Annotated in this window: 30 protein-coding genes; 24 read left to right on the top strand and 6 right to left on the bottom strand. The window is 67.7% G+C overall.

The annotated features are described in order from the left end of the window. Positions 1-6 precede the first annotated feature (6 nt). The 6 genes from V6V88_RS12110 to V6V88_RS12085 all read left to right on the top strand — a co-directional run bounded on the left by V6V88_RS12110 (position 7) and on the right by V6V88_RS12085 (position 3958). Entirely contained in the window at positions 7-582 is a 576-nt protein-coding gene (locus V6V88_RS12110) for a GNAT family N-acetyltransferase (protein ID WP_142055577.1), read from the top strand. Positions 583-795: 213 nt separating this feature from the next. Beyond that, complete coding sequence (locus V6V88_RS12105) at positions 796-1692, top strand: MotA/TolQ/ExbB proton channel family protein (RefSeq protein WP_063953424.1); 897 nt, start codon at positions 796-798, stop codon at positions 1690-1692. Beyond that, entirely contained in the window at positions 1689-2777 is a 1089-nt protein-coding gene (locus tag V6V88_RS12100; RefSeq protein WP_338619325.1) for an OmpA family protein, read from the top strand. The genes V6V88_RS12105 and V6V88_RS12100 overlap by 4 nt, the downstream gene beginning before the upstream one ends. A 164-nt stretch (positions 2778-2941) precedes the next feature. After that, on the top strand, positions 2942-3328 hold the full coding sequence (locus V6V88_RS12095) for a hypothetical protein (protein ID WP_223575684.1): 387 nt from the start codon (positions 2942-2944) through the stop codon (positions 3326-3328). Beyond that, positions 3325-3516, top strand: coding sequence for a helix-turn-helix transcriptional regulator (locus tag V6V88_RS12090; RefSeq protein ID WP_056317041.1), 192 nt, complete (start codon positions 3325-3327; stop codon positions 3514-3516). Before V6V88_RS12095 ends, V6V88_RS12090 begins: the two co-directional genes overlap by 4 nt. 88 nt (positions 3517-3604) lie before the next feature. After that, positions 3605-3958 carry a YciI family protein gene (locus V6V88_RS12085; RefSeq protein WP_062841560.1) on the top strand — a complete coding sequence of 118 codons (354 nt, stop codon included), beginning with the start codon at positions 3605-3607 and terminating at the stop codon, positions 3956-3958. Between the two features lie 42 nt (positions 3959-4000). Here V6V88_RS12085 and V6V88_RS12080 read toward each other — a convergent pair whose 3' ends face one another. Further along, positions 4001-4153 (bottom strand): hypothetical protein, encoded by a 153-nt coding sequence (locus V6V88_RS12080; RefSeq protein WP_172802141.1) that lies wholly within the window; start codon positions 4151-4153, stop codon positions 4001-4003. 213 nt (positions 4154-4366) lie between these two features. Here V6V88_RS12080 and V6V88_RS12075 point away from each other — a divergent pair, with 213 nt between their 5' ends. From V6V88_RS12075 to V6V88_RS12045, 7 genes are all read left to right on the top strand, one after another. Beyond that, complete coding sequence (locus V6V88_RS12075; protein ID WP_056317037.1) at positions 4367-4780, top strand: YciI family protein; 414 nt, start codon at positions 4367-4369, stop codon at positions 4778-4780. Positions 4781-4822: 42 nt separating this feature from the next. After that, positions 4823-5230: a VOC family protein gene (locus V6V88_RS12070; protein ID WP_223575685.1), complete on the top strand. Its 408-nt coding sequence runs from the start codon at positions 4823-4825 to the stop codon at positions 5228-5230. Continuing rightward, on the top strand, positions 5227-6525 hold the full coding sequence (locus tag V6V88_RS12065) for an RNA polymerase sigma factor (protein WP_338619322.1): 1299 nt from the start codon (positions 5227-5229) through the stop codon (positions 6523-6525). The genes V6V88_RS12070 and V6V88_RS12065 overlap by 4 nt, the downstream gene beginning before the upstream one ends. Positions 6526-6599: 74 nt before the next feature. Further along, the gene (locus tag V6V88_RS12060; RefSeq protein WP_338619320.1) at positions 6600-7469 is read left to right on the top strand and encodes an AraC family transcriptional regulator; all 870 of its coding nucleotides are present in this window, start codon (positions 6600-6602) and stop codon (positions 7467-7469) included. 106 nt (positions 7470-7575) lie between these two features. Further along, the gene (locus V6V88_RS12055) at positions 7576-8535 is read left to right on the top strand and encodes a DMT family transporter (RefSeq protein ID WP_062841309.1); all 960 of its coding nucleotides are present in this window, start codon (positions 7576-7578) and stop codon (positions 8533-8535) included. A gap of 74 nt (positions 8536-8609) precedes the next feature. Further along, positions 8610-9257 carry a TetR/AcrR family transcriptional regulator gene (locus tag V6V88_RS12050; RefSeq protein ID WP_223575688.1) on the top strand — a complete coding sequence of 216 codons (648 nt, stop codon included), beginning with the start codon at positions 8610-8612 and terminating at the stop codon, positions 9255-9257. Next, a complete protein-coding gene (locus V6V88_RS12045) occupies positions 9254-11824 on the top strand; it encodes a PEP/pyruvate-binding domain-containing protein (protein ID WP_223575689.1) in 2571 nt (856 codons plus the stop codon). The genes V6V88_RS12050 and V6V88_RS12045 overlap by 4 nt, the downstream gene beginning before the upstream one ends. Before the next feature lie 8 nt (positions 11825-11832). On the opposite strand, the gene V6V88_RS12040 is transcribed toward V6V88_RS12045, so the two are convergent. Beyond that, positions 11833-13311 (bottom strand): HAMP domain-containing sensor histidine kinase, encoded by a 1479-nt coding sequence (locus tag V6V88_RS12040; RefSeq protein WP_223575690.1) that lies wholly within the window; start codon positions 13309-13311, stop codon positions 11833-11835. Further along, entirely contained in the window at positions 13308-14027 is a 720-nt protein-coding gene (locus V6V88_RS12035) for a response regulator transcription factor (RefSeq protein WP_062841313.1), read from the bottom strand. Before V6V88_RS12035 ends, V6V88_RS12040 begins: the two co-directional genes overlap by 4 nt. Before the next feature lie 141 nt (positions 14028-14168). On the opposite strand from V6V88_RS12035, the gene V6V88_RS12030 reads away from it, so the two are divergent. The 7 genes from V6V88_RS12030 (at position 14169) to V6V88_RS12000 (ending at position 18806) form a co-directional block, all read left to right on the top strand. Beyond that, positions 14169-14795: a cytochrome b/b6 domain-containing protein gene (locus tag V6V88_RS12030; RefSeq protein ID WP_223575691.1), complete on the top strand. Its 627-nt coding sequence runs from the start codon at positions 14169-14171 to the stop codon at positions 14793-14795. Between the two features lie 12 nt (positions 14796-14807). Further along, positions 14808-15596 (top strand): molybdopterin-dependent oxidoreductase, encoded by a 789-nt coding sequence (locus V6V88_RS12025; RefSeq protein WP_056317018.1) that lies wholly within the window; start codon positions 14808-14810, stop codon positions 15594-15596. A 41-nt stretch (positions 15597-15637) separates the two neighbouring features. Next, positions 15638-15949, top strand: coding sequence for a pentapeptide MXKDX repeat protein (locus V6V88_RS12020; RefSeq protein ID WP_223575692.1), 312 nt, complete (start codon positions 15638-15640; stop codon positions 15947-15949). Positions 15950-16008: 59 nt separating this feature from the next. After that, entirely contained in the window at positions 16009-16518 is a 510-nt protein-coding gene (gene msrB, locus V6V88_RS12015; RefSeq protein WP_223575693.1) for a peptide-methionine (R)-S-oxide reductase MsrB, read from the top strand. A 34-nt stretch (positions 16519-16552) separates the two neighbouring features. After that, positions 16553-17266, top strand: coding sequence for a peptide-methionine (S)-S-oxide reductase MsrA (gene msrA, locus V6V88_RS12010; protein ID WP_223575694.1), 714 nt, complete (start codon positions 16553-16555; stop codon positions 17264-17266). Positions 17267-17338: 72 nt separating this feature from the next. Next, positions 17339-17629, top strand: coding sequence for a hypothetical protein (locus tag V6V88_RS12005; RefSeq protein ID WP_056317005.1), 291 nt, complete (start codon positions 17339-17341; stop codon positions 17627-17629). Between the two features lie 37 nt (positions 17630-17666). Continuing rightward, positions 17667-18806, top strand: coding sequence for a GGDEF domain-containing protein (locus V6V88_RS12000; RefSeq protein WP_338619316.1), 1140 nt, complete (start codon positions 17667-17669; stop codon positions 18804-18806). On the opposite strand, the gene V6V88_RS11995 is transcribed toward V6V88_RS12000, so the two are convergent. Continuing rightward, positions 18796-19689, bottom strand: a complete 894-nt coding sequence (locus V6V88_RS11995) for a LysR substrate-binding domain-containing protein (protein WP_338619315.1) — start codon at positions 19687-19689, stop codon at positions 18796-18798. The genes V6V88_RS12000 and V6V88_RS11995 overlap by 11 nt on opposite strands. A 147-nt stretch (positions 19690-19836) precedes the next feature. Here V6V88_RS11995 and V6V88_RS11990 point away from each other — a divergent pair, with 147 nt between their 5' ends. Both V6V88_RS11990 and V6V88_RS11985 read left to right on the top strand, forming a co-directional pair. After that, positions 19837-20232 carry a RidA family protein gene (locus V6V88_RS11990; RefSeq protein ID WP_056317001.1) on the top strand — a complete coding sequence of 132 codons (396 nt, stop codon included), beginning with the start codon at positions 19837-19839 and terminating at the stop codon, positions 20230-20232. Position 20233: 1 nt separating this feature from the next. After that, entirely contained in the window at positions 20234-21418 is a 1185-nt protein-coding gene (locus tag V6V88_RS11985) for an NADH:flavin oxidoreductase (protein WP_338619313.1), read from the top strand. 18 nt (positions 21419-21436) lie between these two features. Here the strand turns inward: V6V88_RS11985 and V6V88_RS11980 are convergent, their stop codons facing one another. Both V6V88_RS11980 and V6V88_RS11975 read right to left on the bottom strand, forming a co-directional pair. Beyond that, positions 21437-22810, bottom strand: a complete 1374-nt coding sequence (locus V6V88_RS11980; RefSeq protein ID WP_338619311.1) for an amidase — start codon at positions 22808-22810, stop codon at positions 21437-21439. Between the two features lie 18 nt (positions 22811-22828). Next, positions 22829-23812, bottom strand: a complete 984-nt coding sequence (locus tag V6V88_RS11975; RefSeq protein ID WP_062841397.1) for a tripartite tricarboxylate transporter substrate binding protein — start codon at positions 23810-23812, stop codon at positions 22829-22831. A 127-nt stretch (positions 23813-23939) separates the two neighbouring features. On the opposite strand from V6V88_RS11975, the gene gcvA reads away from it, so the two are divergent. Both gcvA and V6V88_RS11965 read left to right on the top strand, forming a co-directional pair. Further along, positions 23940-24821, top strand: a complete 882-nt coding sequence (gcvA, locus tag V6V88_RS11970; protein ID WP_056316990.1) for a transcriptional regulator GcvA — start codon at positions 23940-23942, stop codon at positions 24819-24821. Positions 24822-24956: 135 nt separating this feature from the next. Further along, complete coding sequence (locus tag V6V88_RS11965) at positions 24957-25457, top strand: hypothetical protein (protein ID WP_056316987.1); 501 nt, start codon at positions 24957-24959, stop codon at positions 25455-25457. Positions 25458-25477: the final 20 nt, after the last annotated feature.

The raw sequence follows: 25477 nt of genomic DNA, 5'->3' as shown, positions 1-25477 counted from the left end.
CCCGCCATGCCAGACGCCCTGCCGCCCGCCGAACTCCTGACCGACCGCCTGGTGCTGCGCCCCCTGTCCCTGGACGACGCGGACGCCATCCAGCGCACGTTTGCCCAGTGGGAGGTCGTGCGCTTTCTGGCCGACAAGGTGCCCTGGCCTTACCCGGCCGACGGGGCACGCCAGTTTCTGGTGAACGCCGCGCTGCCGGCCATGCGCCGCGGATCGCAGTGGCATTGGTCGATCCGCACGCGCGCCCAGCCGGACGAACTGATCGGCGTCGTCAGCCTGATGGACGATGACCCTGACAACAACCGCGGCTTCTGGCTGGATCCTGCCCACCAGGGGCGCGGTTACATGACCGAAGCCAGCGCCGCCGTCACCGCCTACTGGTTCGGCGTGCTGGGCAAACCCGTTCTGCGCGCACCCAAGGCCATCGCCAACACTGCCTCGCGGCGGATCTCGTCGCGCAGCGGCATGCGGCTGGTGGGCACGGAAGAGCGCGGCTTCGTCAGCGGCCGCCATCTGGCCGAGATCTGGGAGATCACCCGCGAGGAATGGCTGGCGCAGCAGGATGCCGTGACCAAGCCGTAGACCGTCCCCGTTTTGCGCCCGGCGGCTGCGTTCGGTTAGTCGGACGGCCGCCAGAGCGCCGCAAGCAAATCGCCCGCCTGACTGGCGGATTAAGCCGGCGCTTACCGCCTATTTCGCCCCGCTTTCCGGCCAATTGATCGGGGCGTTCGCTGGCTAGAATTCCCGACAATCCGGCTTTCCGCGCGTGGAATGCCATGTTCTCGGGCAAGATCCATGAATCCGTCTACCGTCATCGGCGCCGTTGTCGGCCTGCTCACGCTCATCATCGTCGTGGCGCTGTCCGCCAACGACGCCAGCATGTATTTCAACCTGCCCGGCCTGGCGATCGTGCTGGGCGGCACCTGCGCCGCGCTGTTCATCGCCTACCCGCTGCAGGAAGTCGTGCGCGTCTTCAAGCTGGTGCGCACGGTGTTCCGCAACGACCAGCACGACCAGCAGCGCGACATCGAGGAGCTGGTGTCGATGGCGCAGCTCTGGATGAACGCCGACGTGCATAAGGTCGAGCACGAGCTCAAGAAGGTGTCGAACCCCTTCCTGCGCACGGGCGTGCAGCTGATCATCGACAACACGCCCGAAGACCAGATCATCGAACTCCTGAAGTGGCGCGTGGCCCGTCTGCGCGCCCGCGAACAGGCCGAAGCCCAGATGTTTCGCGTGATGGCCACCTTTGCCCCGGCTTTCGGCATGCTGGGCACGCTGGTCGGCCTGATCAACCTGATGGGCGTCCTGGGCGACGGCAGCATGCAGACCATCGGCCAGCAACTGGCCATCGGCCTGATGACCACGTTCTACGGCATCCTGCTGGCCAACCTGGTCTGCAAGCCGATCGCGCTGAAGCTGGAACGCCGCACGGCGCGCCGCGTCGAGTCCATGAACATGGTGCTGCAAGGCATCTCGATGATGTGCGAGAAGCGCGGCCCGGCCATGGTGCGCGAGACCCTGAATTCCTTCGTCATGCACGTCGAGGACGAAATCTATGACGGCGGCGCCGACGCCAAGCCCAAGGCCAAGGCCAAGACCGAAGGCCAGGTCAAGCCGGCTGCAACCGCCCCCGGCGCCACGGCCGCCGCCCCCGTGTCCATCGCCCGTCCCGCTGCCGCGCGTCAATGAGCCTGATTTCCCCTTCCCTTGCGCAGCGGATCGAGCAGGCCCGCCAGGCGCAGTTGCGCGCGCAAAAGGCGGCCGCCGCCAGCGGCTGGCGGCCCAGCGACAGCGATCGCCAGGACCGCTATGCGCGCTGGCACGTCGAGGATGCCGTCGAGCAGGATTCCGAGAACTGGCTGCTGAGCTACCTTGACCTCATCACGCTGCTGCTGGCGATGCTGGTTGTGATGCTGGCGGTTGCACTGAACGGCGGCGGCTACGCGAAGTCCGAAGCGCCCGTGGAGCTGGTGGGCACGCTGGCCGCAAGCGGCTTGCCCAAGTACGACGGCGAGTATGCCGAGTTCGAGACCGTGCAGATCCCGGCCAGCTGGACCGAAGCGCCCGCAGCCGCCACGGCCACCGCGGCAGCCGCGCCCGCCCCGGCCGATGACGAGGTCGTGGTGGCCGAAGCCGCCAAGCCGCTGACCGCCCCGTCCAAGGAATCGCTCGGCCTGGCGGACCTGGGCAATTCGGTGGATGTGATCGTCAATGAACAGTCGGTCAGCTTTCGCATCAGCAACGAGCTGCTGTTCGCCTCGGGCCAGGCCACCCTCAGCAACGAGGGCCTGAACGTGATCAAGCGCCTGGCCGGCATCCTCAACAAGAACGACTACCAGGTGTCGGTCGAAGGCCACAGCGACCCGGTGCCCATCCTGACCAAGCAGTTCGCCTCGAACTGGGAACTGTCCAGCAGCCGCGCGACCAGCGTGTTGCGCGAACTGGTGCGCGACGGCGTGGCGCCGCAACGGCTGCGCGCGGTGGGCTACGCGGAGACGCGCCCGATCGAGTCCAACGACACGGCCGCCGGCCGCGCCGCCAACCGCCGCGTCGAGCTGATCATGGACATCGCGCCGCCCCAGGCCAAGACCGCCGCCGCCCCTCAGGCTCCCGCCGCAGGCAAGGCGGCCGAAACGTCCCAGGCCGCCGCGCCCGCGGTTAACCCGGCAACGCCGGTCGCCAAGACGGCGGGCGGCAAGACGTCGGCCACGAACGCAAAGCCCGCGGGCAATGCCGCGAAGGCCCCGGCGTCCGCCGCGCCGGCCCATTCTTGATCGCGTCTGCGATCCTCTTTTTTAGAAACCGGCGCAAGCCGGTTTTTTATTGGGCCGCCGCCGTTCGCGAACGAGGTAAAAGACGAGCGATGTAAAGGACGCTTGACACACCGCCCGCGCCCCGCCAGAATGTCAAGCACGCTTTACATCCACAAGGGCTCTTCATGAATCAACACCAGGCCAAGCGCCGCTATTTCAAGGAACTGGGCATCGCGCTGGCGCTGTACGTCGTGCTGCTGGCGGGCGCACTGCGGCTCAGTCTGGACATGCCGTCCGGCATGCTGCGCACCCTCGTGCTGCTGACCCCCATGCTGGCGTTCCTGCTGGCGCTGCGCGCCGTGGTGCGCGCCGTTCGCCGGTCCGACGAATTCATCCGCAAGACCACGCTGGAACACCTGGCAATCGCCGCTGCCGTCACGGCGGGGGTCACGTTCACGTATGGCTTTCTGGAGATCGCGGGCTTTCCCAAACTGAGCATGTTTGTGGTCTGGCCGCTGATGGGCGGGGTCTGGGCATTCACGACCATCGTCGACACGCTGCGCCATCGATGAAAAACCGCATCCGCGAATTGCGCGCCGAACGCGGCTGGAGCCAGGCGGCGCTGGCCGAACGCCTGGACGTGTCGCGCCAGACCGTCAACGCCATCGAGACGGGGCGATACGATCCGAGCCTGCCGCTCGCCTTCGCCATTGCCCGGGTTTTTCAGGCCTCGATCGAATCGATCTTCCAGGAAGACTGAGCCCCGCCGCCTTGGCGCGCGCGCGGGGTCGGCGGTAACCTAGCAGGCCCGCCGTTCGCGGCGTCTGCAGTTTGCTCCGGGAGTCCCCATGTCTTACCTGCTGCTGATCGTAGAACCGGTGGGCCAACGCGCCCAGCGCACGCCCGACGAAGGCCGCGAGGCTTACGCGCAAATGGTGCGATACGCCGAATCGCTGCAGTCGCGCGGCCTGCTGACACGCGCCGAATCCCTGAAGTCCGATGCCGAAGGCGTGCGCCTGAGCATCCGCGACGGCGAACGCCAGTTGATGGACGGTCCCTACGCCGAAGCCAAGGAAATGATCGGCGGATTCTTCCTGCTGACCTGCGAGACCCGCGAAGAAGCGCTGGCGCTGGCGGCCGAGTGTCCGGCCGCCCAGTGGGCCACGGTCGAGGTCAGGGAACTGGGGCCGTGCTTCATGTGACGCAGCACCGGCCCGGCAGTCTGGCGCGGGCCGGCATCGGCATCAGCAATTGCCCTTCTTGGCCTGTCCGGGCGGACAGAAGCCGCCCCGGCCGCCGCCATCGTGCGGATCGACGACGACCGAACCTTGCGGCGTGTACACGGCACAGCCGGTCAGCAGGGTGGCGACAAGGGCAAGACTGAACAGGACTTTCATCGTTGTGCTTCAAAGGGTTGGGGACGGAAGCGAGTGTATGAGAGGCGCGTGCAACAAGGGCTGGACCTTCGTAACCAGGTGCTAGGACGGCAGCGAAGGCCCGCCGCCTAAGTGTTATCCCTGATATTTCGGTATTGATGTCGATCCGAGGCATCTGCGTTCGTCGTACCTGTACAAGCGCCCCTTCGGGCCTTGCCTTCCCAGGAGATTCAGATGCGATTCATGATCATCGTCCGGGCTACGCCCGATAGCGAAGCCGGCATGATGCCGGACGACAGCCTGCTCGCCTCGATGGCGACCTATCACGAAGCGTTGGTCAAGGCGGGCGTGTTGCTGGATGCCAACGGATTGCAGCCAACCTCGAAGGGCTGGCGCGTGCGCTATGACGGCAGCGGCGAACGCAAGCTGATCGACGGGCCGTTCGCCGAAACCAAGGAACTGATCGCTGGCTACACGATGATCCAGGTGCGCTCGCGCGAAGAGGCGATGCAGTGGGCGATGCGCTTTCCGTCGCCCTTCCCCGGCCAACCCTGCGAAATCGAGGTGCGCCAGGTGTTCGAACTGGATGACTTCGAACCCAGCCAGGAAGTCGAGCGCTTTCGCCAGATGCCCGCTCCCAGCCTCTGAATCCGACGCGCCAACCCCCTGACAATTCCAGCGAGACACGCCATGCACAAGCAGATCTTCGTCAACCTTCCCATCAACGACATGCAGAAGTCCCAGGCATTCTTCAAGAAACTGGGCTACAGCTTCAATCCCGATTTCACCAACGACCAGGGCGCGTGCATGGTCGTTGGCGACAACCTGTACGTCATGCTGCTGGTGAAGGACTTCTTCAAGGGCTTTACCGGCAAGCCGGTGGCCGATGCCACCCAGACGACGGAAGTGCTGGTCTGCCTGTCGTGCGAGAGCCGGGCCGAGGTCGATGACCTGGTGGCGCGCGCCGTGGCGGCGGGCGGCTCGGCGCCGCGGGCGCCGCAGGATCACGGCTTCATGTACGCGCACGGGTTCGAGGACCTGGACGGGCATATCTGGGAACTTGTCCACATGGTTCCCGGCGACGCGGCCGGCGCATGACGAACGCGGCCACGCATCGCGCCATCGAAGCGGTCTGGCGGATCGAATCCGCCAGCGTCATCGCGGGCGTGGCGCGCCTGGTGCGCGACGTGGGACTGGCCGAAGAACTGGCGCAGGATGCGCTGGTCGCCGCGCTGGAACGCTGGCCCCAGACGGGTGTGCCGGACAATCCCGGAGCATGGCTGATGACCACCGCGAAGAACCGTGCGCGCGACCGGCTGCGGCTCGATGCGCTGCATACCCGCAAGCACGAGCAGATCGGCCATGAACTCGAGGCGTTGCAGGCAGACGTGGAGCCCGACTTCGTCGACGCGCTGGACGCGGCGCGCCAGGACGACATCGGCGACGACCTGCTGCGCCTGGTCTTCACGGCCTGCCATCCGCTCTTGTCCACCGAGGCGCGCGTGGCGCTGACGCTACGCCTGCTGGGCGGACTGACCACGGCAGAAATTGCGCGCGCCTTCCTGGCATCGGAATCGGCGATTGCGCAGCGCATCGTGCGCGCCAAACGCACCCTGTCGGCCGCCAACGTGCCGTTCGAGGTGCCGTCGGCGGCGGACCGGGCGCCGCGTTTGGCGTCCGTGCTGGAGGTCATCTACCTGATCTTCAACGAGGGGTATTCCGCGACGTCGGGCGACGACTGGATGCGGCCGGGCCTGTGCGACGAAGCGCTGCGGCTGGCGCGCATCCTGGCCGAACTGACGCCGGCCGAAGGCGAAGTGCACGGCCTGGCCGCACTGATGGAATTGCAGGCATCTCGCCTGCACGCGCGCACCGATGGCCAGGGCCGGCCGGTGCTGTTGATGGACCAGGACCGGCGGCGCTGGGATCCGCTGCTGATCCGCCGCGGACTGGCGGCGCTGGCGCGCGCCGATGCGCTGGGCGGCGCGCGCGGTCCCTATGCGCTGCAGGCCGCGCTGGCCGCCTGCCACGCCCAGGCCCGCACGCCCGCGGAAACTGACTGGCCGCGCATCGTGGCCTTGTACGACGCGCTCGCCCAGGCTGCGCCGTCGCCGGTGGTGGAACTGAACCGCGCGGTCGCCATCGGCATGGCGTTCGGCCCGCAGGCCGCGCTGGACCTCGTCGACCAGCTGGCCTCGGACCCGTCGCTGGCGAACTACCACTGGCTACCCAGCGTGCGCGCCGACCTGCTGGCCAAACTGGGCCGCGGCGCCGAAGCCCGGGCCGAATTCGAACGCGCGGCGGGGATGACGCGCAACGCCCGCGAACGCGAGTTGCTGCTGGCGCGCGCGCAGGAGATGCCGCAGGAGTCGGACGGCGGCCCTGTGAATTGAGGCCTGGGGTCTGTGGCGCGGAGTCTGAGGCGCGGGGTGGAAGGCCGACATGGCGGCGTGCTTAAATCCCACGCATGCAACCCCTCGACGCCGCTCCTCCCGATATGGCCGCGCCCCCCATCACGGGCGTGCCGGCGGCGTTCGACCATCCCAATGACCGCGCGCAATTCCGCCGGCCGGCCCACCAGCCTGGCGTCGAGCTCTACCGCGCGCACATCATCCGTCACGCGTTCGAACCGCATACGCACGAGGCCTTCGGACTGGGCGCCATCGAATCCGGCGTCGAACGATTCCGTTATCGCGGCGCCGACCATCTGGCGCCGTCCGGCTCGCTGGTGCTGATGAACCCGGACGAGCTGCACACCGGGCGCGCCGAAACGGAAGGCGGCTGGCGCTACCGCATGGTCTACATCGACCCGGACGTTGCCGCTCGGGTCACGGGGGAATCGGGCTGGTGGTTCGGCGCGGCGGTGGGACATGATGCCCCCGCAGCGCAACGCGTGACGGCTTTGCTGGATACGCTGTGGCACGCGTCCGAGCCGCTGGCGTTCGACAGCGCGCTACACGCGCTGCTGGTCCAGTTCCGGCCGCATGCCCGCGTGCCTCACCCGGCCGCCGCCCAGGGCGCGCCGCGATTCGCCCACGTCATCGAGTACCTGCGCGCGAACCTGTCGCGGCGTCTGACGCTGGACGAACTGGCGGCGCAAGCCGGATTGAGCCCCTTCCATTTCCTGCGCAGCTTTCAGGCGCAGCATCACACCACCCCGCAGCAGATGCTGATGGCGCTGCGCCTGTACGAAGCCAAGCGCCTGCTGGCCGCTGGCATGCCGCCGGCCCAGGTCGCCCTCGCGGCCGGGCTGACCGACCAGGCCCATCTGACCCGCGCGTTCTCGCGCCGCTACGGCGTCACCCCCGCACGCTATCAAAGGCAGACGCACGGTTAGTGGCGCACGGCTAGTGGCGCACGGTGAGTGGCCCCACCGCAATCTCGTACAAGATCTGCCCCGCGCCGCTGGCTAGACTGCCCGCATTCACGACCTGGAGCAATGTATGTGGGCTGGAACCCTTTACGCCCTGGCCGCGGGCCTGATGTGGGGGTTGGTCTTCATCGGGCCGCTGCTGCTGCCGGAATACCCCGCCGCCCTGCAATCCGTGGCCCGCTATCTCGCCTTCGGCCTGATCGCCCTTCCGCTCGCCTGGCTGGACCGGCGCAACCTGCGCCGCCTGACCCGCAGTGACTGGATCGAGGCGGTCAAGCTCGCCGCCATCGGCAACCTGCTGTATTACCTGTGCCTGGCCAGCGCCATCCAGCGCGCCGGCGGCCCGGTCCCGACCATGATCATCGGCACGCTGCCCGTGGTCATCGCCATCAGCGCCAACCTGCGCAATGCCCGGCGCGACGGCCGGCTGCCGTGGAAGCGGCTGGCGCCGTCGCTGGCCCTGATCGCGATCGGCATCGGCTGCGTCAATCAGGTGGAGCTGCAGGCGCTGCGCCAGGCGCCGGACGCCGACCTGTCGCGCTACGCGATCGGCGCCGTGCTGGCGCTTGGCGCGGTCGCCTGCTGGACGTGGTATCCGCTGCGCAACGCCGACTGGCTGCGCGACCATCCCGGCCGAAGTCCTCGCACGTGGGCCACCGCGCAGGGCGTGGCCACACTGCCGCTGGCGCTGGCGGGCTACGCGCTGCTGTGGATCGGCATGTCGGCCGCCGGCAGCCGTTTCGACATGCCGCTGGGTCCGCGGCCCGACGTGTTTCTGGGGCTCATGATCGCCATCGGGCTGTTCGCGTCCTGGCTGGGCACGCTGTGCTGGAACGAGGCCAGCCAACGCCTGCCCACGGCGCTGGCCGGTCAGCTCATCGTGTTTGAAACGCTGGCCGCGCTGGCGTACGCCTTTATCCTGCGCGGCGCCATGCCGGCGCCGCTGACGCTTGTCGGCATCGGCTGCCTGATGGTCGGCGTTCTGCGGGCGGTACGCGTGAAACCCGAGCCCGCCGCGGCGGCGGCCTGACGCCTCGAAACGACTGCCTGCATAAATAATTAGACGACGTATAATTTTCGACGTCGTCTAATTATTAAATCGCCATGCCCTTCTCTTCTTTTCTTTCGCCCGCCGCCGACGCTGCCGACGCCGGCCGCCGCGAACGCAAGCGCCAGCAGACGCTGGATCATCTGACGCAGACGGCATGGCGGCTCTTCGAGGCCCTGGGGTACGACGCGATCACGATGGAGCAGATCGCCGCGCAGGCCGACGTGTCCAAAGGCACGCTCTACAACCACTTTCCCGTCAAGGAAGCGCTGCTGGCACACCGCTTTCATGCCGAGCTGGCGGCGTCCCTGGCCGAATTGTGGCCAGCACTTAAGGCGCTGCCCACGCTTGCCGCGCGGTTGACGCGCTTGCTGCATGCCTCGGCACACTGGTCCGAATCGCACCGCGCCTATCTCGGCCCTTACCTGCGCTACCGATTCGCCAGCATGCAGACCACCGGACGCGACGACGAACGCCATCCGCGCAGCGGCCTGCAGCGTGTGTTCGCGACGTTGATCCAGGACGCGCAAGCGGCAAACCAGGCCCGGTCCGACCTGGACGCGGACCTCCTGGCGCACCACCTTCAGTTTCTTTACCTGGGCGCGTTGCTGCGGTGGCTGGACCAGCCCGGCGCATCGCTCAAGCAGGAATTTGACGCCGCCATCACGCTTTTCGTGGACGGCGTCGGCGGGAGCACGGCATGAGCGCCCTGGTGCTGGACTGGGCAGCGGCGGCCGAATCCGGTCCGCAAACCGCGGGCGGCAAGGGTTGGCAACTGGGCCGCCTGGCGCAGTTCGGCGTGCCGGTGCCGGACGGCTTCGTGCTGGCCGCGCAGGCCAGCCACGCCCATCAGCCGGGCCGGGACGTGCCCGAAGCCGTGCTGACCGTGCTGCATGAGGCCTTGCGCCAACGCGGCTGGCTGGATCGTCCCCTGGCGCTGCGCTCGTCCGCGCCGCAGGAGGACTCCGCGCGCGCCTCGTTTGCCGGCATCCACTTGTCCTGCCTGAACGTGCGGGGGCCCCAGGCGGTTCGCCATGCGCTGCGGCGCATCTGGGATTCGCTGTTTACGCCCCAGGCGCAGGCTTACCGTCAGCGTCTTGGCCTGCCGGCGGACGGCGCGGGCGGCATGGCGGTGGTGGTGATGCCGATGATCGACGCGGTGGCCTCGGGCATCGCCTTCACCATCGATCCCGCGACGGGCCGCCACGACGAGATGGTCATCCACGCGAACTGGGGGTTGGGAGAGTCGCTGGTGAACGGCGAGGCGGACGGCGACGCCTACCACCTGCGCGAGGATTACCTGCGCCAGGCATGGCCCGTCGCGCTGCGGCGCATCGGCGCCAAGCGCCTCGCCACGACGCCGGCCGCAAACGGAGGAACGCAGCGCAGCGGCACGTCCGACGCGCGCGCCGCGCAGGCCGTGCTGACGGATACCCAGGCCGAAACGCTGGGCGACATGGCTCGCGACGCTGCCCGCGCGCTGGACTACAGCGGCGCCGGCTACGACATCGAGTGGGCGTGGGACGGCGAGAGATTCTGGATCGTGCAGGCCCGGCCCGTCACCGCGTCCGCGCGCCACACGTATCCCGCACTGCAAGGCCAGCCCGACTATTGGTCGCGCGGCAACACGCGCGAAGTTTTGCCGCAGGTGATGTCGGCAATGGAATGGGATGCGGGGCGCGTCATGGCCCAGCGCATGCTGACCTGCGGATTCGAACTGAGCGGCTACCAAACCCTGCCCGGCGTGCGGCTGGCCGCGTTGCTGCAAGGCCGGGCCTATCTCAATGCCTCGGTCATCCAGTGGGTCGGCTACGACGCGCTGGGGGTCAAGCCCCGCGACATGAACGCGCTGCTGGGCGGCGCACAGCCCGAGATCCACGTGACGCCGCTGTCCCTGGGTCAGCGCGTGCGGCACGGCCTGCGCATCGTGCGCTATCTTCGCCGTGCCGCGCCCCTGCGCCGTCACGCCGCGGCCAACCTGCCCCGGCTGCTGGCCCGCGCGCAGCAATGGCTCAGGGCGCCCTTGCCGGCGTCAAACTCCGAGCTGGGCGCCAGCTTGTGCCAGCAGTTCGAAACCGTGCTGGCCGCGGATGAACTGTTCTTTTTGCAGGGCTCGGGGGGCGGCGCGCTTTCCAAGCTGCTGGAACTGGTCGAGAAAGCCGTGCCGGGCGAAGGCCATGCGCTGACCGCCGCCCTGATGGCGGGCGGCGACCCCAGCGTCACCGCGCAGCAGGGCTACGCCCTGATGACGCTGGCCCAACTGGCGGCCGAGGACGCGCAGGCGCTTGCCTGGCTTCGCGCGCCGGACCGCGACGACGCCGCGTGGGCCGAGGCGCTGCCAGACGTCAGCCCCTTCAAGACGGCCTTTGCCGAATTCCTGGACCGCTACGGCCACCGCGCCGTGTACGAAACCTACCTGCGCAACCCGCGTTGGCGTGAGGCGCCGGGATATTTGCTGAATAGTGTGCTGAACCTGATCGGCGCCGATCCGGCCGCCCTGCGCGCGCGGCAACGCGAGGCCGCGCAAGAAGCATGGCGCCGCGTGCGCCGTGCCTTGCCCTTCTGGCAGCGGCCGCTCGCGGCCAAGCTGCTGGCCGCCTCCCGCCTGGAAGGCAACCAGCGCGAGGCGGCGCGCAGCGTGCTCGTGGCTTACCTGGCCGTGGCCCGCCGAAGCGCGCTGGAACTGGGTCGCCGCACCGCCGGTCCGCACGGACTGGCCGCGCCCGAAGACGTCTTCCATCTGAATGCGGCCGAGATCTTCGCGCTGGCGGACGGCCGGATCGGCGCGGCGGCGCTGGGCCGGCGCGCCACGGCCCGGCGGGCGCAATTGCAGGCCTGGTCGGCCCTGCCGGACCTGGATGTCATCACCGAACACGCCGGCGCGAGCCCGCCAGCCCGCGAACAGGAAGCGCGCGCGCCTGCGGCCGGCGCAATGAACGCCTGGAGCGGCACGCCGGTGGCCGGGGGCCGCGCCCGCGGGCGCGCGTTCGTGGCGCGCACGCCCGACGAGGGCCTGGCGATGCCGGCCGGCGGCATCCTGGTCGCGGCGTCTTCCGACCCGGCGTGGACGCCCCTCTTTTTGCGCGCGGGCGCGGTGGTGATGGAAGTCGGCGGTTATCTGTCGCACGCCGCCATCGTGGCGCGCGAATTTGGCATCCCCGCCGTGGTCAGCGTCCACGGCATCCTGCAAGACGTCGCCACCGGCGATGTGCTGGAGGTGGACGCGGTGCGCGGCATCATCCACCGCGTGACGGGCGAAGTGCCCGGCTGATATGTCATTCAGGCGGGCGTTGCAGCCGCCAGTTCAAACTGAAACACCGCCCCGCCCTCGGCGTCGTCGACCAGCCGGATCTCGCTCTGGTGCAGTTGCAGGATGCGCTGCACGATCACCAGCCCCAACCCGCCGCCCTCGCTAGGCCCCCGGTTCAGCGCCGAGGCGCGCGTGAATAGTCCGGCACGCAATTTGTCCGGAATGCCCGCGCCGGAATCGCTGACCTGCACGCGCACGCGGTTGCGCGCCAGCCCCAGCTGCAATTCGATCCGGCCGCCCGGCGGGCTATGGCGGATCGCGTTGTCCAACAGGTTCGTCAGCACGCGCTCGATCAGGCCCAGGTCCGCACGCACGGGCGGCAGCGCCTGCGCGATGTCCGTGGACAGCCGCTGCTGGCGCGCCTCGGCGGCCAGTTCGAACTTCTGCATCACGTCCTGCACCAGTTCAGGCAGCGAAAACGTCTCGGGCTCAAGGCGTACCAGTCCGGACTCCAGCCGCGCCAGTTCAAACAGTTCCTGCGCCAGCCGCCCCACCTTGCGGCTTTGCGCCAGCGCGATGTCCAGATAGCGGCGGCGCTCGGCCGGCGCAAGTGTCTCATCCTTGAATCGCAGCGTTTCCAGATATCCGTGCAGCGACGTCAGCGGGGTGCGCAGATCGTGCGAAATATTGGCGACCAGGTCCCGGCGCTGCTGGTCCTGGCGCGTCAGCTCCCGCCATTGCTCCGAGATGCGCCGCCCCATCTGCGCAAACGTGCGCCGCAGCACCGCGATCTCGTCGCCATTGCGGGCGGACGCGTCGCCCGGCTGCTCCAGCGCGGCCAGCGCCTGGCCGTCGTCGCCCTCGAACGCGCGCACCGCGCGTGTCAGCCCGCGAAGCGGCCGCGTGATGAGCGCAAACGCGGCCAGCCCCGCCACCAACCCCAGCAAGGCCACCAGCGCGATCGACCAGAGCGTGGTGCGCAGCACCGAACTGCGCGACACATCCATCGCCAGCGCATCATGCGCCTGCCCCTGCAGCACCACGTAGACATAGCCCTGTTCGCGCCCATCCACGCGCACGGGCGCGGCGCTGAACACCTTTTGCGCATCGGCGCTGCGCGGATCATCGCCCGTGATGGGCAGCATCCCCCCGGCCAGCAAACGCTTGACCGGGCCGAGGTCCACGCGTTCGCGCTTGATCTGACCGGGCGGCGCGGCGTCGCCCACGATGCGGCCATCGCTCGACAGCAGGTAGACCTCAACCGCGGGATTCACGGTCATCAGCATGTCGAACATCGACCGGACCGCGCCCGGCTTCCAGCCGCTGGCGTCCATCAGTTCGGTGGAACCGGCGATGTGCTGCGCCAGTCCGCTGGACAGCCTCTGCACGACCTCCTGTTCATAGCGCGAGTTGGCCGCGATCTGCAGCCAGGCGGACGCGCCGCAGCAGGCAAGCAAGAGCAGCGCAAACACGCCCGACAGGCGCTGGGTCAAGGTGAAGCGTTTCATGGCTGTCCCCCCGGCGCGGCCGCGAACTTGTAGCCCCGGCCCCAGACCGTCAGGATGCGCTGCGGGTCGGACGGGTCGGCTTCTATCTTGGTGCGCAACCGGTTGATATGGGTGTTGACCGTGTGCTCGTATCCTTCGTGCTGGTAGCCCCACACCTGGTTCAGCAGGTCCATGCGCGAGAACACCTTGTCCGGATGCCGCGCAAAAAAGTGCAGCAGGTCGAACTCGCGCGGCGTGAGATCCAGCCGGCGCGCATCCACGTCCACCGTCCTGGCGATGGGGTCGATCGACACGCCATGAACGGACAGGCTGCCAGCCTCCTGGCGCGCGTTGCGTTCGATGGCGTCGCTGCGGCGCAGCAGCGCACGCACGCGCGCCACCAGTTCCAGCATCGAGAATGGCTTGGCCAGGTAGTCGTCCGCGCCCAGTTCCAGTCCCAGGATGCGGTGCACTTCGCTGGAGCGCGCGCTGGTGATGATGATGGGGGTGTAGCGCGCCATCGCGCGTGCCCGCTTGCAGATTTCCAGGCCGTCGATGCCCGGCAGCATCAGATCCAGCACCAGCGCATCCCAGCCGCCTTCTTCAAGCAGGCGCATGCCCTCGTTGCCGTCGGCCGCATGCTCGACCGCGTAGCCCTCGTCGCGCAGGTGCAGGCGCAGCAGTTCGGCAATGTGGGCGTCGTCTTCAACTATCAGTACGCGGCGGGGCGTATCCATGGGGCAACCTGGGGCGTGAGCGATGCGCCTATTGTCGCCAATCGGCGGGGGCCAAAGTTCACATTTAATTTAACTTTGCGTGAGGACTTCGGTATTGGCGCCGGGGAAGAATGCGTCCAACGACATTCACCGGAGACCGCCATGATGGCTCCACCTGCAATCGAACAAGCGCCGGGCGCCCCTCAGCCGGCCATACACCCCCGCTGGTTGCGGGTCACGCATTGGCTGAACGCCCTCGCCGTGGTCATCATGGCCATGAGCGGCTGGCGCATCTACAACGCCGCGCCCTTTTTCGATTTCACCTTTCCCAACGGCATCACGTTGGGCGGCTGGCTGGGCGGGGCCTTGCAGTGGCACTTTGCGGGCATGTGGCTGCTGGTTGCCAATGGCCTCATCTATCTGGCGTTGAACGCCGCCAGCGGCCGTCTGTGGCGCAAATTCCTGCCCGTCAGCCCGGGCGGCGTCGTCGGCGACCTGCTGGCCACGCTGCGGGGCCGTCTTTCGCACGCCGACCCGCGCCGCTACAACCAGGTGCAGCGGCTGGCGTACCTCTTTGTGATGGTGGACATCGCGGTGCTGGTGTTGTCCGGCCTGGTGCTGTGGAAGTCCGTGCAGTTCGGCCTGTTGCGCGACCTGATGGGCGGCTACGAGGCCGCGCGGCGCGTTCACTTTTTTGCAATGGCGCTTTTGGCCGGGTTTGTCGCCGTGCACCTGGCAATGGTGGCGCTGGTGCCCCGCAGCCTGCTCACCATGATCCGCGGCAAATAGGGAAAGCCTGCCATGACTGATAAACGACGCCTTCTGCCGGGCCTGGACGCCCCGGCCATCCTGCGCGAAGCCGGAAAACTGCTGGACAAGCGCGTCGAGCAGCCGTCCCGCCGCGCCTTCCTGCGCCGCGGCCTGACATTGGGCGGCCTGGCCATGCTGTCGGGGTGCTCGCTGTCCGACGACGAGAGCGTCGAACAGGCGCTGTCGGCCGTCTCCCGCTTCAACGACCGCGTGCAAGGCTGGATCTTCGATCCCGCCAAACTTGCGCCGACCTATCCGGAATCCATGATCACCCGGCCGTTTCCCTTCAATGCCTTTTACGGCATCGACGAGGTGCCGCAGGTGGACGAGGCGTCGTTCCGGCTGGAAGTCACCGGCCTGGTGGCCGACAAGCGCCGCTGGCGGCTGGACGAGCTGCGCGCGATGGCGCAGGTGGATCAGGTCACCCGGCACATCTGCGTCGAAGGCTGGAGCGCCATCGGCAAATGGGGCGGCGTGCCGTTCGCGGATTTCTTGAAGCGCGTCGGCGCCGACCTGTCGGCCAAGTATGTCGGCTTCAAGTGCGCCGACGACTACTACACCAGCATCGACATGCCCACCGCGCTGCATCCGCAGACGATCCTGGCCCTGACCTACGACGGCCGGACGCTGCCCCCCGAGTACGGCTTCCCCATGAAGCTGCGCATGCCTACCAAGCTTGGCTACAAGAACCCCAAGCACATCCAGGCAATTTTCGTCACCAACACCTACCCGGGCGGTTACTGGGAGGACCAGGGCTACAACTGGTTCGGCGGAAGCTAGGTGAATTCCCTTCTTTTTTCCCCTGAACAAAGGAACGCATCATGAGCAAACTGACCACCGCCGCCCTTTCACTGTGCCTGGCCTTCGGCGCCACGGCCGCCCACGCCGCCGACACCATGGGCAAGGAAGGCATGAGCAAGAGCGGCATGTCCAAGGAGGCGCCGTCCCAGGACGGCATGAAGAAGGACTCGATGTCTCGCGATGGCATGTCGAAGGGCTCGATGTCCAAGGACTCCATGTCCAAGGACTCCATGTCGAAGGATTCGATGTCCAGGAATTCGATGTCCAAGGATTCCATGTCCAAGAATTCAATGTCCAAGGACGCGATGGGCAAGGACGGCATGCAGAAGTAAACCCGCGCGGGGACCGCGTGAACCGGTCCCCGCCAGAACGAACCCGCACGGAATTCGCCATGAACCTCAAACGCAGACACTTCCTGGGGCTGGGCGGCGCGGCAGCCGCCGCCGCGGGCCTCGCCCCATTGCTGGCCGCGCGCGGCGGCAGCGCGCAGGCGGCCCCGGCCACGGCATCGTTTCCCTACACGCTGACGGACGCGCAATGGCGCGAACGCCTGACGCGCGAGCAGTATCAGGTGCTGCGCCGCGACGGCACCGAGCGCCCCTACTCCAGCCCGCTCAACGACGAACACCGCAAGGGCACCTTCGCCTGCGCCGGCTGCGAACACCCCTTGTTCTCCTCCGCGACCAAGTTCGACAGCGGCACGGGCTGGCCCAGCTTCTGGCAGCCCCTGCCCGGCGCCGCCGGCGAAACGCGCGACCGCAGCTTCGGCATGGTCCGCACGGCCGTCCACTGCGCCAACTGCGGCGGCCATCTGGGCCACGTGTTCGACGACGGCCCGCGCCCCACCGGCCTGCGCTACTGCATGAACGGCGTGGCGATGACCTTCGCCCCGCAAGCCTGATACGCGATCTGCATTCCTGAAAGGACCCGACATCATGTCCAAGCATCCCCCCCTGCGCCGGCTCTGCGCCGCGCTCGCCACCGCTGGCGGCCTCCTCATTTCAAGCGCCACGCCAGCCGCCGAACGGGCCTTCATCATCCCGCCGCCTGCCGCGGACCAGGCAGCCAGTGCGGCGGCAACCGCCACGCAGGAAAAAGCCGTCATCGCAGGCGGCTGCTTCTGGGGCGTGCAGGCCGTGTTCCAGCACGTGAAGGGCGTAAGCAACGCCGTATCGGGATATGCCGGCGGGCAGGCCGGCACGGCCAACTACAACGCCGTCGGCAGCGGCCGCACCGGCCACGCGGAGGCCGTGGAAATCACCTACGACCCCCGGCAGATCAGCTACGGCCAGCTGTTGCAGATCTACTTTTCGGTCGCGCACGACCCCACCCAGCTCAACCGCCAGGGCCCCGACCACGGCACGCAGTACCGATCCGCCGTCTTTCCCGCCAATGACAGCCAGCGCAAGGTGGCCGAGGCGTACATCGCGCAGCTCAACAAGACGGGGGTGTATCCCAAAGCGCTGGCCACCACCATTGAACCGCTGCAGGCGTTCTATCCCGCCGAGGACTATCACCAGGATTATCTGGTGCGCAATCCGAACAGCCTGTACATCGTGATCAATGACGTGCCCAAGGTGGAGAACCTGGCAAAGACGTTTCCGGATTGGTGGCGGGACAAGCCGGTGCTGGTGGGTGCGAAGCATTAAATTGGGGACGTCGGGACGCCTGACAGCGAGCAACGTAAAATGTCAGGCTTCCAGCCTCAATATGCTTCTCATATGAACCTTGATCGCCTGCGTCGCGAGTTTCCCGACTTCGACATCACCACCCTGCCGCCCCTTCCCGAAGGGTATTCAGACTCGTCGAGCTATATCGACGCAGCGCCTTCATTCACGAACGAGGCGCGTGGACTGAAGGTGTACGTCGACTACGCCAACTATGCCGACCGCGAATCCGGCCGGAGCCAGCGCTTCTGTGTGTCGCGCTACGACGAGGAAGCTGACGACTACGAGGACCTCGCCCTGTCGACCAACGATTGGGACGAGGTCACGCGCTTCCTGGCCACCTGAGCCTCCTGGCCGCGCCGCCACGTCACCCGAGGACCCGATGGCAGGTTCGCAAGTCCGAGTAACGCTGTCGCTGATCGCACCCGCGCTGCTATTGATCTTCGGCGTTACCTTCCTCGCCATCTGGTTCTTCTTCCATCGCAAACGTTTTCTGCTGCACCTCGCCGCAGGCTGCGCGACGTTTGCGTGCGGAGCGGTTTCACAAGTTCTGTACGTGCCCCGCGACACGGGACTCAACGCGCTGGTTTCGGGTTTTCTGTACACGGCGGCGGCTTGCCTGGTCGTGCAGGGCGTGCTTGAACGCGCACGCGTTCGCCTGCCCTGGACCGCGTATGGCCTCTATGGCGCGGCGATCATGGCCGCGCTTTGGTACTTCTTCTACGTCGATCGCAACCTGCTCGTGCGCGTTTACGTGCTTAATGCAGGCTTCGGATTGCTGTTCTGCTACGCCGCGTGGCGCCTGCGGCGCGCTTCGCGTCAGCGCCCGATCGACAAGGCGCTTTTCCTTGTGATGCTGCTTTTCGGCCTGCACTTTGTTCCGCGCACATTGCTGAGCATGGGCAGGCTGGCGCCACAGGGCGCGCTTGCGTTTGCCGACTCGGCATTCTGGCAAACGTTGCAGCTTTCTCTAGCGGTATTCAGCGTTGCGCTGGCGCTCACGCTGCTGATTGCGATTGCAGCCGACGCCATTGACGAGGTCCGCAAGGAAGGCGACAAGGATTGGCTGACGGGCGTCTACAACCGGCGCGGCTTCGAAACACGCGTGCGCGCGCTGCAATCGAACGGACACGCCCCGGTGGCGCTCATCGTCTGCGATGTGGACAATTTCAAGCGCATCAATGATCTGCATGGGCACCAGAGCGGGGACAAGGCGCTCACGCAGGTGGCCAAGGTTCTTGAGCAAGCGGTGCGTAAGCACGACGTGCTCGGACGCATCGGCGGCGAGGAATTCGGCATCTTCCTGCCGGACACCGATCTGCCCGAGGCCCTGCGCTGCGCGGAACGCCTGCGTGCCGCGGTGGAGCAAGCCGTGCGGGACCCGGGCGGCGAAGCACCGGTCACGATCAGCGCGGGCGTGGCGCACACGGATCGCTTCGAATCCTGGGAAGCGATGTATCAAGAGGCTGACGCCAAGCTCTATCAAGCCAAGCGGGGCGGCCGGAACCGGATCATGGGCTGACGGGGTTTGCCTGCCCCTTCAGCCACCCCGCCACCGCCTGAACCGCCCCCGACGCCTCCCGCCCGGCGAACATCGCCAGGTGATACGTGTGCCCGTCGATCTCGGGCCCGAACGGCTGCGCCAGGTGCCCCGCCCGCAACTCATCATCCACCAGCGCCAGGCTGACCAACGCGATCCCGTGGCCGGCCACGGCGGCCTGTATCGCATGGCCTTCATCCGAGAACCGCAACTGCCCGGCTTCCGGCGGCAGCGGACGCCCGGCGATCGCGAACCAGCGCTCCCATGTCGGGTTGTCGGGTTGCGCGCGCTTCCAGTCAAAGCGGATCAGCGGCACCCGCGCCAGATCGCCGGGCGCGACGACGCCCAGACGGGGATTGGCCACCGGTGCGAACCGGTCGGTGAACAAGGGCTGCACCGCCAGCCCGGGGTACGGCCCCCGGCCATAGCGGATGGCGATGTCGACGGCGGACGAGCGCAGGTCGACGAGGTCGTCGCTGGCCTGCAGCTGCAGATCGATATCCGGATGCCGGCGCCGGAAATCGGCCATGCGCGGCACCAGCCACTTCACGGTGAACGCATTGGTCGCGGAAATGCTGACCTGCGCGCGCGTGCGCTGCTGCGTCAGGCGCGCCAGTGTCGACTCGAACTTGTCGAAGCCGTCGCGCAGCACCGGGTAAAGCTGCGCCCCGGTGTCGGTCAGCGTCACCTTGCGCACCTGGCGATCGAACAGCGCCAGGCCCGTTCCCGCTTCCAGCGCGCGGATCTGATGGCTGACGGCCGTCGGGGTGACGGCAAGTTCCTCGGCGGCGGCCTTGAAGCTGCCCAGGCGCGCGGCGGCCTCGAAGGCGCGCAGCGCGGAAAGCGGGAGGGACCGGCGTTGCATGGGCGGCGCTCACATAGATGAATTTTTCTCGTCTTATAGCTGACAAACGAACCTTTGTCACGGTCAGGCCGGAATTCTAAAGTTCAGTCACCGGGCGGCGCATCAACCGACAACCCCCACCCGGATATAGATGAAGGAATTCGCATCATGCTCAAACAGGTCATCACCCAGCCCGACAACTACGCGCCCTTCCTGCTGTCGCAGGGCATCCAGTTCGGCAATCTGCTTTTCATCTCGGGCCAGGCCGGCGCCGCCGACGATGGGAAGATCGTGGACGGCGGATTCCTGGCGCAGGGCGAACAGGCGTTCAGTAATCTGCGCCGCGCGCTGGAAGCCGGCGGCTCGCGCCTGGAGGACGTCATCAAGGTCACCATCTTCGTGACCGACATGGGGCATTTCGACGACGTGGTTGCCCTGCGCCGCAAGTTCTTTTCGGCGCCCTACCCGGCCGACACGATTGCCGAGATCAAGGCGCTGTACGATCCGGCCGCGATGATCGAGATCGAGGCGATCGCCGCGGTCCGCCCCACGGAGGGCCGCTGACATGACCGCCGCTACCGATCCACGGCAAGACGCGCAGCCCGCGCCCGCCGGCCTGTTCACGCCGCTGCGGGTGGGCAGTGTGGACCTGCCCAACCGGCTGGCCGTCGCTCCCATGACACGGGTCAGCGCCACCGCCGACGGCCTTGCCACGGCGCAGATGGCGGGCTACTACGAAGCGTTTGCGCGCGGCGGGTTCGGGCTGGTCATCACCGAGGGCATCTACACGGACAAGGCCCATGCACAGGGGTACCTGTTCCAGCCCGGCCTGGCCGACGACGCGCAGCGCGATGCGTGGCGGCCCGTGGTGGACCGCGTGCATGCGCAAGGCGGGCGGATCTTTGCCCAGCTCATGCACGCCGGTGCGCTGTCGCAAGGCAATCCGCATCGTCCCGGGACAAAAGGCCCATCGGCCGTGTTACCGGGCGGGCAGCAGATGACCTTCTATCGCGGCCAGGGTCCGTACCGGATGCCGCACGCGATGAACCTGGACGACATCGCCGAGGTGGTCGAAGGCTTTGCGCAGGCGGCCCGCCGCGCGCAGGAAGCGGGGTTCGACGGCGTCGAGATACACGGCGCCAACGGATACCTGCTGGACCAGTTCCTCACGCGCCACACGAATCGGCGCGAGGACGGCTACGGCGGCAGTCTGGAGAACCGGCTGCGGCTGACGGTGGACGTGATCCTGGCGGCGCGCCAATCGACATCGGGAAGCTTCGTGGTCGGCGTGCGCACCTCGCAGGGCAAGGTGAATGACTTCACCCACAAGTGGGAAGGCGGCCAGGACGATGCGGCGCGGATCTTCGGCGCGCTGGGCGCGGCGCCCATCGATTACGTGCACACCACCGAGTTCGAGGCCTGGCGACCCGCCTTTGGCGACAGCGGCGCGAGCCTTGCGGCATTGGCGCGCCGCCATGTCCGGGTACCCGTGCTGGCAAACGGATCCCTGCACGATCCCCGGCAGGCCGAAGCCCTGCTGGCGCGCCAGGACGCGGATTTCGTGTCGCTGGGGCGCGGGGCGCTCACGCACGCCGACTGGCCTGCCCGGCTGCGCGCGGGCGCGCCGCACGAGGCCTTTGACCGGGGCCTGCTGGCGCCGATTGCAGACCTGGACAATGCGGCGCGTCACCGGGCGGCGACAGCGCCCGACGCCGGCCGCGTTGAAAGCGCGGCCGCCGGGCACGCCTGAACGCCCCAGCGCGGCGGGTCAGCCGGGATGCCGCAACGCCTGGAGAATCCAGGTGCCGATGCCGGTGATCGCGGCGTCGCCATGCGGCAATCCCATCACCTGCAGTCCCAGCGGCAGGCCATCGACGGCCATCAACGGCACATTGATCGCGGGCGCGCCCAGCAATGACGACGCGCAGGCAAACGAGACATCGCCCGTCGGATACCGGGTGTCGCGGATGTCCGCCGCAATGGGCGCCGCGCCGCATGCATTCAGGCTGACCAGCGCGTCGCATTGCGTGGCCAGGGCCGCCAGGCATTGGCGCGCATGTTCGCGCAGCAGCAGGCATTCGCGGTAGTCCGCCAGCGTCATGGCGCGCCCGCTTTCCAGTTGCCGCACCAGGCTGGGGCCGAGCGTGTCGGGATGATTGGCGACCAGGTTGGCCAGCGACCAGCGCTGTTCCCAGGAAATGAGCCGCAACGACAAGGGCGCGGCTTGCGAGATGGCGCGCTCCAGCGCATCGACCAGCGCCGAATCGCCGCGCCGGATGATCGACACGCCTTGCCGCGAGAGCGCGTCCAGGGTGGCCTCGAACGCCTCGCGGGCCTGCGGTTCGGCGCGCGCCCACCCCTCGGTTTCCAGCGCAACGAGCCGCGCCGGCTTGCGTGCGGCCGGCGCCTGCAGCGGGCCATAGAGGCCGGGGTGGCCGGGATCGCCGCCCGCCCGCAGGGCAATTTCCGCCGCCGCCGTCCACATGTCTTCGACGGAATTGGCATGGATGCCGATATGCGCCTGACTCAACCCCAACCGCTCGCCGCGATTGAGCGCGCCGAACGTCGGCTTCAAGGCCCAGTTGGCGTTGTAGCTGGCCGGCCGCAATACCGACCCCACCAGTTGCGAACCAATGGCCATGGGCACCATGTTGGCGCCCACCACGGCGGCCGACCCGCTGGACGATCCGCCCGGCGTGCGCCGCGGATCGAACGGATTGGTCGTCGGGCCGGGGTCCAGAAACCCCAGCGCCGTGGTGACCGTCTTGCCCAGGATGATCGCGCCGGCATCGCGCAGCGCACGGACCACGGCGCTGTCATTCTTGGGAAAGTTGCCGTCAAAGGCCGCGCAGCCCATCTGCGTGGGCATGTCGCGCGTTTCGATTAGGTCCTTGATGCCGACGGGCATGCCGTCGATGGCGGACAGCGGCCGGCCGTCACGATAGCGCTGGGCGCTGGCGTCGGCGGCGGCGCGGGCGCCCGCCTCGTTCAGGACGACCCAGCCCTTGAGCTGGCCCTCCCGCGCGGCAATCACTTCCAGGCAGCGTTCCAGATAGTCGCGGGGCGTGTCGCGGCGGTCGGCAAACGCGGCGCGGGCGTCATGAAAAGTCAGGGCAGCGTGGGTGCTGGGATCGTAGGTCAAGGCATGGCTCCGGTGGTCTTATTCACTGCTTTTGATGCCGAGGGTGCGAATCAGCGCGCTCCAGCGGGCATATTCGGCGCGGAAGAACGTATCGAATTCAGCGGGCGTGCCCGGCTGCACCTGCAGATTGATGCCCTTCAGGCGCTCCAGGATCGCGGGCTCGGCCAGGACCTCATTCAGGTCGCGGTTGATCTTCTGCTTGATATCGTCCGGCAGGCCGGCGGGCGCGAACAGGCCATACCAGGCTTCCAGGCGCAGTCCGGGCAGGCCGGCCTCGGCGGCGGTCGGCACGTCGGGCAAGGCCTCCAGGCGCTGCGGCGACGCCAGGGCATACGCCTTGAGCTTTCCGCCCTTCACATGGTTGATGACGTTGCCCGACGCGAACTGCACCAGCAGGTCGACCTCGCCGCCGATGGCCGCCATCGAGGCCTCGAGCGCGCCCCGGTACGGCACGTGCATCACGTCCACCTGGGCCTCGCGCTTGAAGATTTCGGTAAACAGCTGCAGCGACGATCCCGAGCCGTTCGACGCGTAGGTGTACTTGCCCGGCTCGGCGCGAAAGCGCTTGATCAGCGCGGAAAGATCGGCATCGTCGATGCCCGGACGGGTCAGGACCAGAACGGGCAGGCTGCCGATCTTGCCGATGCGCGCGAGGCCGTTCTCGACATCGATCCTGGCATTGGGGTTCAGGGCAGGCAGCGTGGCCAGCTCATTGAAGGTCAGCATCAGCGTGTAGCCGTCGGGCTTGGCCCGGGCCACGTAGTCGGCGCCGATGAGCGTGCCCGCCCCCGGCTTGTTCTCCACCACGACGGCCTGCCCCCAGCGCTGCGCGAGCCGGGGACCGATCAACCGGGCAAGAATATCGGCGGTGCCGCCCGGCGTGGTCGGCACCACGATGCTGACGGGACGCTGCGGATAGTCGGCCGCCGAAGCGGTTCCGGCCAACACCGCGGCGCCGCAGAAGGCGGCAATTCCGATCCGTCGAACCAACGTTCTGAACATGGATTTCCCCTTATGACTGTTCTTGGCCGCAAAGTCAGGCGGCCGTGCCATCTTGGGCGTTCGCGCGCCGGGGTTCAAACGACTTTATCTATGGCACACTTAACTTTTTGTTAACTGAACCGCCGCGATGACCGCCCTGCCTCCGCTCAACGCGCTGCGCTGTTTCGAGGTCGCCGGCCGCCTGGGCAGCATCACCAGCGCGGCCGAGGAACTCAGCGTGACGCCCGCCGCCATCAGCCGCCAGATTCGTCTGCTGGAGGAACACCTGGGGCTCAAGCTGTTCCTGCGCCAGCACCGCCGCATCGTGCTCACCTCCATGGGTGCGGCGTATCACGCCGACATCGCGCGCTGCTTTGGCGGGCTGCAGCGCGCCACGTCGGAACTGGGCGAGCGCTCTCGACGCCGCCAATTCGTCATCAAGGCGCCGCACAGCGTCGCCATGCGCTGGCTGCTGCCCCGGCTGTCGGGGTTTCACCGGCAGTATCCCGATATCGACGTCAAGCTGCACACGGCCGTGGACGCGCCGGACTTCGAACGCGAGGAAGTCGACGCCGGCATCTGCATGGGCGATGGCCGCTGGCGCGGCCTGGTGAGCTACAAGCTGATGGTCAATGAACTGCTGCCGGTCTGCGTGCCCGGCAAATGCGCGCGGCTGCGCACGCCCGCCGATCTGAAGGGAGAGATCCTGCTGCATACGCTGGCCCGCCCCGACTATTGGGAAATATGGCTGCAGGCTGCCGGCCTGACCGGGATCGACGTCACGCGCGGCCTGCGCTATGAATCGTCCGCGTTGGCCTACGAGGCCGCGCTGGAGGGCTATGGCGTGGCCATCGCGCAAAAGCCCCTGGTGCAGAAGGAACTGGACGAAGGCCGGCTGGTGGCGCCGTTCGACCTGACCGTGGATCTGGGCGCGCAAAGCTATTATTTTGTCCTGCCCCCCGAAGACTACCGGCGGCCATCGCCCGAACTGACGCAGTTCCGGGCCTGGGCCGCCTCCTGCGCGATCTAGCGCTGGCGCACTTTGGCCAGAGGCTGTTCCCGATGTCCCGGTCCGCCTGCCGCGTTAGGCTACATTGCAGGGTCGCCAACCCGGCCCGCAGCCCCCTACAAGCTGCGCATCACCCCTTGCAGGAGCCGTACCGCAGTGAATGACACCTCCACGCCGGACACCGACCTTTCCGACGCGCCCAAAGAACAGCAAGCCACGCTTTGGCGCGACGACGGCTGGACCGCGCGCATCATCAAGAACGAAGACGACGACGGCTGGGCCGTCGAAATGACGCTGGACGGCCAGGCCGAGCCCGCGTTGGTCGGGCCCTGGACCATGGGCCGCGACAAGAAGAACCCCAAGCCGCTCGACGCCCCGGCCTTCCACACCCTGGTCAAGACGGCCAACGAAGTCCTGCGCCGCCACGAACAGCAATTGCACGCCACGCTGCACAAGAGCGTGAAGATCGACGCCGCCGAGGGCCGGCTAACCGTCAAGCTGGACATCGTGCCCGACGAGGACGAACCCTACGCCACGCTCAGCGCCTACGACGAACTGGGCGAGCAGCTCGCCCAGATCCGCGTGCCGCCGACGTACAAGCTGAACGTGCAGCGGGCCTCGGATTGGGCAGCGGGCGGGTTTGGCCGGGAGGGCTGAACCCCGGTCCTTGCGGGACG

Source organism: Achromobacter sp. E1 (assembly GCF_037039475.1).
Lineage (GTDB): Bacteria > Pseudomonadota > Gammaproteobacteria > Burkholderiales > Burkholderiaceae_B > Achromobacter > Achromobacter mucicolens.
Note: the sequence above shows the minus strand (reverse complement) of the source record. Positions and strands in the feature narration are given on the sequence as shown.